Origin of the sequence: Kitasatospora nipponensis (assembly GCF_039528135.1) — a bacterium.
GTDB lineage: Bacteria > Actinomycetota > Actinomycetes > Streptomycetales > Streptomycetaceae > Kitasatospora > Kitasatospora nipponensis.
Genome location: NZ_BAAALF010000106.1, coordinates 14,624 through 27,836, shown reverse-complemented (window position 1 = coordinate 27,836; position 13,213 = coordinate 14,624). Strand labels below are relative to the sequence as shown.

Annotated in this window: 11 protein-coding genes; 5 read left to right on the top strand and 6 right to left on the bottom strand. The window is 73.6% G+C overall.

The annotated features are described in order from the left end of the window. Positions 1–171: 171 nt before the first annotated feature. Complete coding sequence (locus ABD323_RS25490) at positions 172–1,107, bottom strand: amidohydrolase family protein (RefSeq protein WP_425556151.1); 936 nt, start codon at positions 1,105–1,107, stop codon at positions 172–174. A gap of 249 nt (positions 1,108–1,356) precedes the next feature. Here ABD323_RS25490 and ABD323_RS25485 point away from each other — a divergent pair, with 249 nt between their 5' ends. Both ABD323_RS25485 and ABD323_RS25480 read left to right on the top strand, forming a co-directional pair. Beyond that, positions 1,357–1,944 (top strand): hypothetical protein, encoded by a 588-nt coding sequence (locus ABD323_RS25485; protein ID WP_344444281.1) that lies wholly within the window; start codon positions 1,357–1,359, stop codon positions 1,942–1,944. A gap of 75 nt (positions 1,945–2,019) precedes the next feature. Beyond that, a complete protein-coding gene (locus ABD323_RS25480) occupies positions 2,020–3,180 on the top strand; it encodes a hypothetical protein (protein ID WP_344444280.1) in 1,161 nt (386 codons plus the stop codon). Between the two features lie 16 nt (positions 3,181–3,196). On the opposite strand, the gene ABD323_RS25475 is transcribed toward ABD323_RS25480, so the two are convergent. Continuing rightward, positions 3,197–3,811 (bottom strand): MarR family winged helix-turn-helix transcriptional regulator, encoded by a 615-nt coding sequence (locus ABD323_RS25475; protein WP_344444279.1) that lies wholly within the window; start codon positions 3,809–3,811, stop codon positions 3,197–3,199. Between the two features lie 138 nt (positions 3,812–3,949). On the opposite strand from ABD323_RS25475, the gene ABD323_RS25470 reads away from it, so the two are divergent. Next, positions 3,950–5,239, top strand: coding sequence for an MFS transporter (locus ABD323_RS25470; protein WP_344444278.1), 1,290 nt, complete (start codon positions 3,950–3,952; stop codon positions 5,237–5,239). Here ABD323_RS25470 and ABD323_RS25465 read toward each other — a convergent pair. From ABD323_RS25465 to ABD323_RS25455, 3 genes are all read right to left on the bottom strand, one after another. Next, on the bottom strand, positions 5,199–5,477 hold the full coding sequence (locus tag ABD323_RS25465; RefSeq protein ID WP_344444277.1) for a hypothetical protein: 279 nt from the start codon (positions 5,475–5,477) through the stop codon (positions 5,199–5,201). The two genes, ABD323_RS25470 and ABD323_RS25465, sit on opposite strands and share 41 nt — an antisense overlap. 123 nt (positions 5,478–5,600) lie before the next feature. Next, entirely contained in the window at positions 5,601–6,185 is a 585-nt protein-coding gene (locus ABD323_RS25460; protein ID WP_344444276.1) for a GNAT family N-acetyltransferase, read from the bottom strand. Between the two features lie 93 nt (positions 6,186–6,278). Beyond that, positions 6,279–6,917 carry a GNAT family N-acetyltransferase gene (locus ABD323_RS25455; protein WP_344444275.1) on the bottom strand — a complete coding sequence of 213 codons (639 nt, stop codon included), beginning with the start codon at positions 6,915–6,917 and terminating at the stop codon, positions 6,279–6,281. A gap of 223 nt (positions 6,918–7,140) precedes the next feature. On the opposite strand from ABD323_RS25455, the gene ABD323_RS25450 reads away from it, so the two are divergent. Both ABD323_RS25450 and ABD323_RS25445 read left to right on the top strand, forming a co-directional pair. Further along, complete coding sequence (locus ABD323_RS25450; RefSeq protein WP_344444274.1) at positions 7,141–10,785, top strand: hypothetical protein; 3,645 nt, start codon at positions 7,141–7,143, stop codon at positions 10,783–10,785. Positions 10,786–11,023: 238 nt separating this feature from the next. Beyond that, a complete protein-coding gene (locus ABD323_RS25445) occupies positions 11,024–12,616 on the top strand; it encodes a M4 family metallopeptidase (protein ID WP_344444273.1) in 1,593 nt (530 codons plus the stop codon). A gap of 85 nt (positions 12,617–12,701) precedes the next feature. Here ABD323_RS25445 and ABD323_RS25440 read toward each other — a convergent pair whose 3' ends face one another. After that, positions 12,702–13,154: a hypothetical protein gene (locus ABD323_RS25440; protein ID WP_344444272.1), complete on the bottom strand. Its 453-nt coding sequence runs from the start codon at positions 13,152–13,154 to the stop codon at positions 12,702–12,704. Between the last annotated feature and the right edge of the window lie 59 nt (positions 13,155–13,213).

The following is a 13,213-nucleotide window of genomic DNA, read 5'->3' as shown; positions in this document are numbered from 1 at the left end:
ACGGCCTGCGCGGCCACGCCGAGGTGCTGGCCGAGCTGGACCGGGTCGGCCTGCGGGCCGTGCTGGCGCGGTAGCGGGCCGGGCGCTGGCACGGTAGTGGCCGGGCGCTGGCACGGCAGCGGCCGGGCGCTGGCACGGCAGCGGGCCGGACGCAGCCGGCGTCGCCGCGCGCTACGCGGGTGCGCCGGCGGGTGCCGGGCGGATCCCGAAGAGGCGGGCCGCGTTGTCGTGACAGACCGCGCGCAGCCACGGGTCGCCCAACTCGAGCCGGGCCAGCGACTCCAGGGCGTGCAGGTAGGGGTAGGGGATGTTCGGGTAGTCGCTGCCGAGCAGGATCCGGTCCTGGACGTCGAGCAGGCGCGGGCGCAGCGCGGGCGGGAAGGGCGTGAGCTGCTCGGTGAAGTCGGTGAAGACCATCGTGGTGTCGAGGTGGACGGCCGGGTAGCGCTCCGCCAGATCGAGGAACTCCGCGTACTCGGGCAGTCCGAGGTGCGCGACGATCAGCCGCAGCGCCGGGTGACGGGCCATCACCTCGCCGATCGGACCGGGCCCGGTGTGCTTGCCGGGCGCCGGGCCCGAGCCGCAGTGCGCGACCACCGGGATCCCGCGCTCGGCGAGCAGCGCCCAGACCGGGTCGAGCAGCGGGTCGGTCGGGTCGTACCCGCCGACCTGGAGGTGCGCCTTGAAGACCCGGGCTCCGGCCTCGACGGCCTCGGCGACGTAGTGCGCGGCGCCGGGCTCGGGGAAGAAGGTCGCCGTGTGCAGGCAGTCCGGGGTCCGGGCGGCGAAGTCGGCCGCCCACGCGTTGAGCCACTGCGCCATCGCGGCCTTGTGCGGGTAGAGCATCGCGGTGAACGCCCGGACCCCGAATCCGCGGAGCACGGCGAGCCGCTCCGCCTCGTCCTCGCGGTAGGTGATGCCCCACGGACGCCCGATCAGCGGTCCAGCCGCGTCGAAGTAGGCCCAGACCTTGGCCAGCACGTTCTCCGGCATGAAGTGCGTGTGCACGTCGATCAGCCCGGGCAGGCCCAGGCGCTGCCAGAAGGCAGTCACCCCGGCGGCCGGATCGGGTTGCTGCGGATCACGCCCACTCGGCGTCGACTCCACGGCCACTCCCCCTCCCCACGGGTCCCCTCGGGCACCACGCCTCGCGGTGGCCGCCCCGGACCACGGTCGCCCCACGGTACCCGGCCGTTCGCCGGTCCCGACGGGCGGCATCTGCGCGCAAGTCGTACAGAGTCGTTCTACGCGCGTCACCAACTATTCACCGCCCACCCCCTTCAGGCGACACCCGCCCGCTGCTGTCATGGACGCATCCACCTGGCCGAACGCCGGGTCAACTCCCCTGGAGCTTCCATGCGTTCCCTGCACCGACGGCTCGCGACCGCCGGCACCGCGCTCGCGATCACCACGGGCTCCCTCGCCCTGTTCGCCGCCCCCGCCGCCCAGGCCGCCGGCCACGGCGCGACCACGGTCGCGCTGCGCCCGCTCACCGCGGCCGCCGCCACCTGCTCGCAGGCCTACCTGCCCCTGCCGGACCCCGGCTGCACGCCCGGCGCGCTCAACCCGAGCGTCACCCAGAGCACCATCAACTCGACGATATGCGTCTCCGGTTGGACGGCCACCGTGCGCCCGTCGACCTCGTACACCAACAAGCTGAAGGCCCAGCAGATCATCGCCTACGGCTACGCGGACACCAACATGTCGGACTACGAGGAGGACCACTTCATTCCGCTGGAGCTGGGCGGTTCGCCGACCTCGCCGCTCAACCTGTGGCCCGAGCCCCACTACTCGGTCGGCGGCGGCGGCACCTCCTCCGGCAAGGACTCGGTCGAGAACGCCCTCAAGCGCGCGGTCTGCGCGCGCACCGTGAACCTCTCGGCCGCCCAGAACGCCATCGCGACGGACTGGACCACGGCGCTGTCCGTGCTCGGCCTGGGCTGAGCCGATCCGGTGCCGCCCCCGGCCCGCGCGGCGGGGACGCTCGCGGGCCGGGGCGGCACGTGCCCATAGTGGGCCATGGCAGAGGAGACCCGGGCGGCCGGCGCAGCACACCGACGTCCGCCCGCGGCGCCGGCGACCGGCGTCGTGGACGGCGAGACGCCCTGCGGGCCGGCGGTGAGCCGGCGGCGGCTGCTGGCGGGTACGGTCGGCGCGCTCGGCGCACTGGCGCTGGCCGGCTGCGGCGGCTCGGGTGGGACCGGCGGGGGGAGCAGCAGCAGCGCGGCCGGTGGCGGAACGACCGGCGCGAGCGCCCAGGAGTCCTCGCCCACGACCGCTTCCACCGGCGCTTCCACCGGCGCTTCCACCAGCGCTTCCACTACGGGGAGCACGACCGCCCTGCCCGCCACGACGCCCTGGCTGCCCGGTCCGGGCGAGGTGCAGCCGGACGTCAAGCTGCGCGCCGTCCAACTCGTCGAGGCGCTCGGTGCCTGGCCGCCGGGCGGCGCCGGGGTGGTCGCCGCCCGTGCCCGGGTCGCCGCGCTCGGCGGCCTGGACCCGGCGCTCGCCGACCAGGCCGGACCGCTGCTCGGCACCGCGGAGAGTGCCGCGCTCCAGGTCGTCGACGCGCAGTACGGCGGCATCCTCACCGACTCGGCCAGCGTGCTGGTGGTCTGCGACCAGTGGACGGCGGACGGCGCCGGCAGCGCGCCCGTCGCCGGCGGCACCACCGTGGACGTCCGGCTCAGCGCCGCGTCACCCCGCTGGAACGTCACCGCCCTGCACCCGGCGGCCCCCGGCCCACCGGCCGGCAGCCTCTCCACCGCCGCCACCCGGGTCCTGGCCCAGCCACGGATCGAGCTACCGCCGGCCGCCCTGGCGGACGTGCGCAGCGGCGCGGTGCACGACAGCGTGCTGCAGGCGATGCTGACCCTGGCCCAGGACTACACGATCAGCGTCAGCGTGGTCCGCTCCGGCCATCCGCTGGACGTCTTCGGCACCGACCGCCCGAGCGACCACCCGCTGGGTCGCGCCTTCGACGTCTGGCGGATCGACGGACACACGGTCGTGGACCCGGCCACGCCGACCGACCTGGTGGACGGCTTCATGCGGGCCGCTGCTGCGGCCGGCTCGTACAACGTCGGGGGGCCACGCCAGTTGTCGGGCGGGGCCACGGCCAACCAGTTCTTCACCGACGCGACCCACCACGACCACGTGCACATCGGCTTCACCGGCTGAGGCCGGCGCCCGGCACTCAGCCCGCGCCACCCGCGCTCTCGGTACCGCCCGCGCCCTCCGGACCGCTTGCGCCCTCCGGACCGCTTGCGCTGCTTTCGCAGCCGGTGCCGGCTCCGCCGCTCTCCGCGAGCAGGGCGATCCGGCGCAGCAGGTCGGAGAGCTGTCGGCGTTCGGCGGGGTCGAGCACGGCCAGCAGCCGCTCCTCCTCGCGGCCGACCACGTCGATGGCCGCCCGCCAGGCCGCCCAGCCGTCCTGCGTCAGCTCGACGTCGACACGTCGGCGGTCGGTCCGCGAGGGGGTGCGCAGGACGAACCCGCGCCGCTCCAGCGCCTCCAGTCGGCCGGTGACGGAGGCCGGCGCCATCGCGAGGTCGTCGACGAGCTCGGAGGGGCGGGCCGAGCCGCGGCGGCCGGCCAGCGCGTGCAGGGTGTCGTACTCGTGCTTCTGCAGGCCGAACCCGACCAGCGACTCCTCGCGGACCCGACGCAGGTGCTTGGTCACCACCAGCATCCGGGTCACCGCGCCCTCGACGTCCGCGTCGAGCTCGGGCAGCACCGGAAGCCACCGCGCCACGTGGTGGTCGGTCCGGTCGGCTCGCTGCGGATTCCGGTCTGCGTCGTCGGGCTGCATGGACCCGATTCTAGGGCGTGGTCCAGAGGTGGCGCCGGGCCCGCCATACCTCCGGAACACGCCCTGGAAGGCCGCTCCGATGGGGGCAGTGGGCTAATTTCGTTGACGAAACTTTCGGCACCGAAATACTCTCTGCCCGTGACCCATCCACTCCGCCTCCGCGCCTTCCGCCTGCTCTTCATCGGCCGCTCGCTCTCGGCGGTCGGCGACGCCGTGGTACCCACCGCGCTGGCCATCGCCGTCACCCGGGCGACCGGCTCACCGACCGCGCTGGCCACCGTGCTGGCCTGCGCGATGATCCCCAGACTCGCCCTGCTGCCGCTCGGCGGCGTGATCGCCGACCGCTGGGACGCGCGCCGGGTCGCCCTCGTCACCGACCTGGTCCGCGGGGCCTGCCAGCTCGCCGTCGGGCTCCAACTCCTCGGCGGCCACCCCGCGCTGGTCCACCTGGCGACGGCGGCCGCGGTCGGCGGCTGCGCCTCCGCCTTCGCGATGCCGACCCAGGCCCCGCTGGTCGCGGGTACGGTCGAGGGCCCGGCCCGGCTTCGGGCCAACGCGCTGTTGGCCTCCGCCTCGGCCCTCGCCCGGCTCGCCGGGCCGGCTCTGGCCGGCCTGCTGATCTACGGCGCCGGGGCGGGCTGGGCCTTCCTGCTGGACGCCGCCTCGTTCGCGCTGAGCGCCGCGATGCTCGGCGTCCTGCGGGTGCGCCGCACGCCGGTGGTCCGCCGGACGCTGCTGGCCGACCTGACCGAGGGTTGGGCCGAGGTGCGCTCGCGCGACTGGTACTGGACCAGCCTGGTGGCCCACTGCGCCTGGAACTGCGCGATGGCGGTGCTGGCCACCCTGGGACCGCTGGTCGCCGTCCGGCGGCTCGGTGGCGACGGGACCTGGGTCGCCGTCCTGGAGGCCGGCGCGATCGGGCTGACGGGCGGCTCGTTGCTGGCCGGCCGGGTCACCCCGCGGCGCCCGGTCCTGGTCGGCAACCTGGGCCTGGCCACCCTCGCCCTGCCGCTCGTGGCGCTCGCCGCGGGTGCGCCCACGCCCCTCCTGGTCGCGGCGTACGGGCTCGCGACCGGTTGCCTGGGCTTCCTCAACCCGGTGTGGGAGAGCGCGGTCCAACAGCACGTCCCGGCCCACGTCCTGGCCCGGGTGGTGTCCTACGACTGGCTGGTGTCGCTGGCCGGCACCCCGCTCGGCTACGCGCTCGGCCCGCTGGCCGCCGCGACCTGGGGGACGTCCACGCCGTTGGCGATCGCGGCCGCGCTGGTCGGGGTCAGCTGCCTGGCCACCGCCGCGGTGCCCGGCGTCCGCCGCCTGACCTCGGCCCCGGACGGGCCCGCCCCCGCCGCCCCCGTGGGCGGCGCGCCGGCCGGCGTGGCGGGCGGGGTCAGCGCTTGCGACGAGCGCGCGGCGGCGGCTCGTCCATGATCTCGGGGTGCGCCATGAAGAGCAGCAGGTGCCCGCAGGAGCGGCAGGCCAGCGCCTCCACGTCGCTCTTGCGCGCGAACATCCGGCTCGGCAGGTGCACCTTCACCGTCACGGCCTCCGAGCGGGTGCTGATCTGGACCTCGCGCAACTCACCCGCGCAGAGCGGGCAGGCCGGCGGCGGGCGGTACGTCGACCCGTCGCCGGGCATGTCCTCGATCTCGCTCTCCGCACTGTCCATCTGCCACCCCCGGAGTCGAACACGCTCATCCCAGGGGCACATTATCGGCGTACCCGGACTCCGGTGCGGCAGGGTCGGCACTACCGGTGTCGGCCGGCGCCGCCCGGTGCCGGGGGTCGGCGGCTACCGACCGCCGGGCGGCGCGGCCGGCGGCGCGGAGAGCGGCGCGGAGGGCGGGCTGAGCTCGTCGGCCAGCAGGTCCATCAGCAGGCTGTCGTGCCAGTCGCCGTCGGGCCCGCGCTCGTGCCGGCGCAGCACGCCGACCGGGCGGAAGCCGACCTTGCGGTAGCAGCGGATCGCGGCGGTGTTGTCGGCGGCCGGGTCGATCTCCAGCCGGTGGTGACCCAGTTCCGTGATCAGGTAGTGGGCCAGGGTGCGCACGGCGTCGGTGCCCAGGCCCTGGCCGTGCAGCGCGGGGTCGAGGTAGACGTCGATGCCGGCGTGGCGGTAGTCGGGCTCGGTCTCCTCGGACCACTGGATGGCGCCGGCCACCCGGCCCGCCACCAGGATGGTCAGGGTGCTGCTCCCGGGCTCGGCGAGGTCCTCCGCGACGGCCGCCGCGAGATCCGCGCCGCCCCGCCAGCGCGCGTACACCTGCGGGGTGCGCCGGATCCCGACGAGCGCGGGGATGTCCGCGGTCCGCGCGGGACGCAGCACGACCCGCTCGCCGAGCAGCGTGGGCAGGGCCGGATCGATCGCCTCAGTCATGATCGTGACGCTCCATCGGTTGAACCGGACCGGTGTCGGCACCGGAGGGTCGGCCGGCCACCGCCGACGCGGCCCCGGCGCCCGTCCGGTCGATCATGCCGGATCGGACGGCGGCACCGGGCGCCCGGCCGGATAGCCGCGGTGGCGCTCCCACTCGTGGTCCAGGATCGCCATGTCCAGGTCGTCCACCCAGCGGTCGCCGTAGCGCAGCGCCTCGCGCCGGGTGCCCTCCAGGACGAACCCGACCTTCCGGTAGCAGCGCAGGCCCCGGTCGTTGTGGCCGTAGACGCTCAGCGATATCCGGTGCAGGCCGAGCTGCTCGAAACCGTGGCCCGCGATCAGTCGCAGGGCCTCGGTGCCGAGCCCGCGGTCGCGGCCGGCGGCGATCAGCCCGATCCGGAAGCTGCAACTGCGGTTGCCGCGGTCCCACCGGTTGAGCACCACCTCGCCGACGCAGTCGCCGGTGGCCGCGTCGACCACGGCGAGGTCGAGCCGGTCGTCCTGCTCGTGGCGCGTGCCGTACCAGGCGAGCATGCGCCGCTCGTCCTCCTCGCTCCACGGTGGGCGCGGGGTGGTGCCGGGGTCCCCCTCCGTGTACCGGGCCGCCTCGACGTCGGTGAGGAGCGCGCGGATCGCCGGGAGGTCCGTCGGCAGACGGAACGGACGCAGCGTCACCAACCCACCGACCAGGGTGGGTTTGGTGGCGAAGTCGGGCTGCGGGAAATCGGTCATGGCGCGATTGTGGGCGAGCCCCGGCGGGTGTGGCAAAACCTTTTCCGACCACTCCCGGCAAAGGTTCGTGAACATCCCACTCAATGGTGTGGTTTCGCGGACGAACCACCGATTTCGGCTGGTGGCGGTGCCAGGATCGCCGCAGGAGCCGCGACTGGGACGTGAGTTGCCGGTCAGCGGTGGAGTCGGCCACCGAAAGGGGGATTGTCCGATGCGCGTACGCATGTCGGAGCAGGAAGGGCCGTCACGGTGCGCGGTCTTTCTGGTGGACGCGGCCACCGGCGGACCGCTGACCGGCGTTCCGGTCTACGCCCATGCCGTGCTGCGGGTCGGGCGCCAGGGCGCCGGCGGCATCCTCGCCCGGGTGGAGGACCTCACCGACCACCTGACCGACCACCTCACGGATCACCTGACCGACGACCCGACCGACGACCCAGGCAACGATCCGACCGACGGCCCGGTCGATCCCAGCCGGTACGACGTGCCGCTCGGGCTGCTGGCGAGCGACCACGTCGGTTACCTCTCCTGGGACCTGCTGCCGCTGCGCACCCGGGCCGTGCAGTTGGCGCAGTCCACCTCGGGGGCCACCGCCGCGGTGGACCTGGCCGAGCTGTGGCTGCATCCCTACGGCCCGCTGGAAAGCGCGCTGGACGTGCTGGCCACCGCCGACCCGCGGGGCGACGCGGTGGTGCTGCGGGTGTCGACGGACCGCACCGGGGTCTTCGCGGATCCGGGCTCCGGGGTGGCCGCCATGCAGTCCCCCTCGCTGCTGGACTGGTACCTCTCCCCGGCCTCGTTCGCGCACATGCCGGCCGAGTTGATCGGACAGGACGGCTGCGAGAGCCTGCTGCCGTCGAACGTGGCGACCCAGCGGTTCCAGCTCCACCAGATCGTCCGGATCGGCCCCGAGCACACCGCGTCCGTGCAGGTGCCCGGGCCGGTCCTGCGCGCCGGGCCGGTCGCGGACCCGGCCGCGGCACCCACCCCGCGGGCCGTGGCGACCGATCCGATCTCCGGCGTCAACCCCATCCTGCAGGACCCGGGTCTCAACCCGGCGCTGCTCCGGACGGGTGCCGCCCGACTCGCCCTGACCATCGCCTACGACGTGAACTGGATCCCGGTCGGGCACGGCCTCGGCCAGGTCCTCTACACCCTGCCGCTGGCCCCGGGCGAGCAGACGACCGTGGCCATCGTCGACTGGTCGCGCCAGTCGGTGGACGCGCGGCAGGAGCAGACCGGGCTGATCGACGAGCTGAACCACGACCAGTTGCGCGACCGGACGGTCGACGAGGTGGTCTCCGCCACCGTGCACGAGTGGCAGCGCGGCGGCTCGATCATGGGCGGGGTCGCGGGCTCCTTCAGCGGCGGCGCGTACGGCGCGAGCGCGGCGCTGGGCGGCGGCTACGCGACCACGAGCGGCGACCGCAGCGTCAGCGCGCACACCACCCAGACCCTGTCGGACGCCTTCCAGCAGCACAGCACGGCCATCCGCGACCTGCGCTCCACCGTGATCGTCCAGTCCAGCCAGACCGAGCGCGCCAGCGCCAGCACCCGCACGGTGCGCAACTACAACCACGCGCACGCGATGACCCTGCTCTACTACGAGGTGCTCCGGCACTTCCGGGTGGTGGTGGAGCGCGGTGAGGTCCGGCCGGCGGTGCTGATCCCCCAGGCCATGCCGCCGTTCGTCGTGGAGTCGGTCTTCGCCTACCGGCGCTACCTGCTCCAGGGGCTGCTCGACGAGTCACTGGTACCGGCCTTCGACGCGGTGGAGAGGTACGTCGCCTTCAACCGCCAGCCCGCCGCGGCCCCGCCCCCCGACCCGGGCGACAACCGCTTCGTCCTCTTCCAACTGCACTTCCGCACCGGCGGTCAGGGCAGTCCGTGCGTGGTGACCGGCAAGGCGCGCAACGACGCCAACGACCCCGCCAGCGACGTGCCGCTGCTGTCGGTGAACGGCACGCCCGGCGCCCTGGCCCCCAAGGGCGACTTCGACCCGACCAACCACGTCGTCGAGGGGCAGGCAATCCCGACCAACGGCTCGGTCGCCTGGAAGGACGTCGGCTTCATCGTGCTCAGGTTCGACTCGGAACAGGACCAGGCCGGCCAGTCCCACACCGGCCTCGTCTCGATCGACGTGCGGGGGGTCGACCAGGCCGGTGTCGAGCACCCGCTCAGCCTGTGGACCGGTGACCGCGTCTGGGACAGGGCCACCGCCGACGCGGACCGGTACCTGGTGCTGCCGGTCGCCCGCCCGCCGGTGGCACCGCCGCCGCCCACGCCGATGGACCGCATGACGGAGGCGGAGCGGATCCTGCTCTTCCGGCTCATCGAGCACCTCAACACCAACCTGAGCTACTACTACCGACTGGTGTGGCTGGGCGAGGACCCCAACGCCCGCGCGATCCGGCTGGCGCCGTTCGAGATCACCCTCGGCGACTCGACCCGCCCGCTGCTCGACGTGATCGAGAACCGGGCCGTCGAGGTCTACGGCAACGAGGTGGCCTTCCCGCTCGATCCCACCTTCGCCTCGCTCGCCCGCACGCCGGGCGCCGACGATCCCGGCGGTGGCCCCGGCGCCGGGATGTTCCCCCCGGTCGCCGAGTCCCGCACCGAGAACCTGGTCAGCCTGCCGACCCGCGGCGTCTTCGCCGAGGCGAAGCTCGGGCACTGCAACTCCGCCGAGGTCATCGACAACACCCGGTTCTGGGACTGGCAGAAGTCCCCGATCCCGGACGCCGCACCGGCGATCTCGGACGTCAGCCTCGCCTCGCGCGCCCAGGAGCCCAACCTGGCGGCCACCGCGTTCCCGTCCTCCATGGTCAACATCGTCACCCCCTCGCCCGCCCCGGACCCGACCGGCATGGCGGACGCGCTCAAACTGCTCGCCACCAGCACCATCTTCCGCGACATGTCGATGCAGCAGGAGGTGGCCTCCCTGCTGCAGACCCTCGCCAACGACTCCAGCGCGCTCGCCGGAAAGGGCACTGGCGGGACGGGCACCGGCGGTGGGACCGGGGCGGGCGGGACCGGAACCGGTGGCGGCACCGGCACGGGAGGCACCGGAACCGGCGGCACGGGCACCGGCGGTGGAACCGGCACGGGCAGTGGCACAGGCACCGGCTCGGGCACCGGAACGGGCTCAGGCACCGGCTCGGGCACCGACACGGGATCCGGTGGCTCGACGATCCCCAACCAGCCGGCGCCGCCGCCCAAGCAGAAGCCCACGCCCCGGCCGCCACGGCCGATCACCCCGCAGACGCGGTCCTTCACCTTCTACTTCGACCAGGTCCACTACGCCGACGGCACCACCGACTTCGAGAACGGCACGTTCACCATCGCCCTCTTCCAGGACGGCCGGCCGATCTCCGCGCCGCAGGCCGGCCTGCAACCGGCCGGTGCCGGGGTCGTCCTGACCGCCACCCCGGACCTGAGCAAGCCCCTGGTCGTCGGGATCTCCGGCGTGGCCGCCCACGCGACCTGGATCACCGATCCCAGGACCGGCCTCTTCGTCCCGTTCGGCGGGCTGACGCCGACCTCGTTCAACGGCGGCTGCTCGGTGCCCCAACTGCCCTCCCAGCTGACGAACTACCTGTTCACGATCGCGCGGGAGACGCTGAACCCGATCGTCACCGTCACCGTCACGGACACCTCCACCAGCAGCGTCCAGACCGCCGTCGCCGGCAAGCTCAGCACCAGCGTCGGCAACATCGCCGCGCTGGGCGGCCAGTTGGGCGTCGGTGCCGAGGTCAGCGGCGGCACCACCACCACGACGGGCGGCAGCACCTCGACCGGCACCACCATCTCCGGCCCGGTCTTCTACTACACGGGAAAGCTCCTGGTGCACTTCGCCGGCAGCACGCAGTAGCGCACCGGCGCCGACCCGGGCCCTGAGCCCCCGGTCCCAGCCCCTCGCGGGCCCGGGACCGGGGGCTCACGCGCGGACGGGACATCAAACCTTTGAACCCGTACATCATTTGACTGATCGGGACGCGCACTTGGACACGGATTGGTCAAGATTTTGCCTGACGGATAGCGCCGATTGGCTGTTCATCGTCAAGCTCTGACCCAGCTCAAATCCCTGCAGCTACCCGACAGGAGTCAGAGTGAGCCCCACCTCCTCCCCCCGCCGTCGCGTCCCCACCGCGATAGCGGTCGCGGCCACCGCCGCCCTGCTCGCCGTGACCGTCCAGACCGGTCCGGCCGCCGCCGTCAGCACCCGCGAGGCGGCCATCGCGCACGCCAAGGCCAACGTGACCGGCAACGCCGCGGTCTTCGGCTTCAGCGCGGGCCAGGACCTCCTGGTCAAGGACGTCATCATCGACCCGGACGGCACCCAGCACGTCCGCTTCGACCGCACGTACCACGGACTGCCCGTCGTCGGCGGCGACCTGGTGGTCCACCAGGACGCCCGGGGCCGGCTCGAGGACTCCTCCCGGGCGGCCGCGCACGACGCCGCCGTGAAGTCCACCGTCCCGGCCGTCTCCGCCCAGGCCAGCGCCGGCCACGCGCTGCAGAGTGCCCAGGGCATCGGCGAGGCGACCAGCACCCCCGAGCTGGTCGTCTGGGCCGCCGACGGCACGCCGCGGCTCGCCTGGCGCACCACCGTCGCCGGGGTCGGCGCGCACGGCGAGCCGGCGAGCCGGGTGGTCGTCACCGACGCCACCACCGGCGAGCAGATCGAGGCCTACGACGCCTCCGAGGAGGCCACCGGCACCGGGAACTCGGAGTACACCGGCACCATCTCGATCGACACCAAGGCGCAGACCGGCGGCTACGCGCTGGTCGACCCGGTGCGCGGCCACTCCACCCGCGACGCGCACAACCTGGACGCCGGCTCGATCACCGCGACCTCCGGCGTGCTCTTCACGGACGCGGACAACGTCTGGGGCGACGGGCACAAGTTCTCGACCGACCGGGCCACCGCGGCCGTCGACGCCCACGCCAACACGGCCTGGACGTACGACTACTACAAGAACACCTTCGGCCGCAACGGCATCAAGAACGACGGCAAGGGCGCCACCGTCTTCGTGCACGTCGGCACCAAGTGGGACAACGCCGAGTGGTCCGACACCTGCTTCTGCATGCTGACCGGCGACGGCGACGGCGTGACCGACCCCGAGCAGGTCGACCTCGACACCATGGGCCACGAGATGACCCACGGCGTCACCAGCGCGACGGCCAACCTGCGCTACTCGGGCGAGTCCGGCGGCCTCAACGAGTCCACCAGCGACATCTTCGGCACGATGGTCGAGTGGTACGCCAACAGCAAGGTCGACACCCCCGACTACCTGTTCAGCGACCAGTCCACCCCGCCGTGGCTGCGCCGCTTCGACAAGCCGTCGCTGGACGGCTCGTCCGCCGACTGCTGGACGAAGAAGGTCGGCCAGCTGGACGTCCACAACTCCTCGGGCGTGGGGAACCACTGGTTCTACCTGGCCAGTGAGGGCAGCGGCGCCAAGACCATCAACGGGGTCGCCTACAACAGCCCGACCTGCAACGGCTCCACGGTGAAGGGGATCGGCAACCAGAAGGTCGCCAAGATCTGGTACCGCGCGCTCACCGTCTACATGACCTCCACCACCACCTACAAGGGCGCGCGCACCGCCTCGTTGAGCGCGGCGAAGGACCTCTACGGCGCGAACAGCGCCGAGTACAACGCGATCGCCGCGGCCTGGAGCGCCGTCAGCGTCAGCTGACCGCCGTCCGCGGGACCGGTTGGTCCGGCCGTCCGGGAGCCCTGCCCGCTCCCGGACGGCCCCACGGCCCGCCGCGCCGTGCGGGTCAGCTGAACTCGGCGTCGGTGCGCAGCTGCAGGCGCACGTTGGTGTCGGCGGTGCCGTTGTTGGTCGCGCACGCGGTGTAGTAGCCCGCGCCGGGGAACGTGCCCAGGCTGGTGCGCAGTTCGGCGGCCCAGCCGCTGGTGAGTCCCGGCGAGCCGGTCCCCGCGACGGTGGCGCCGTTGTACTGGATCTTGAACTTGGCGCCCTGCCCGGTGGCCTGGCCGTCGCCACGGACCTGGTAGGCGGCGTACTGCTGCACGCACCGCTGCTCGCCGGGGTGCAGGGTCCCGCCGTAGAACTGGTTGGCGGACGCGCTGCCGGCGAACGTGAGCAGCGCGGCCGCGCTGCTCACGGCCACCGCGGTCGCGGTCCCGAACCGGCCCAGGCGGCCGAGTCGGCCCAGCCCGATCCGGCTGCCGCGACGGCCCGCCCGCGGGGTGGTGGTGGTGTTCATGAGTGGTGTCCTCTCCTGGAACGGCCGAACGGTCGCCCGGCCGGGGCGTTCCCGACGCC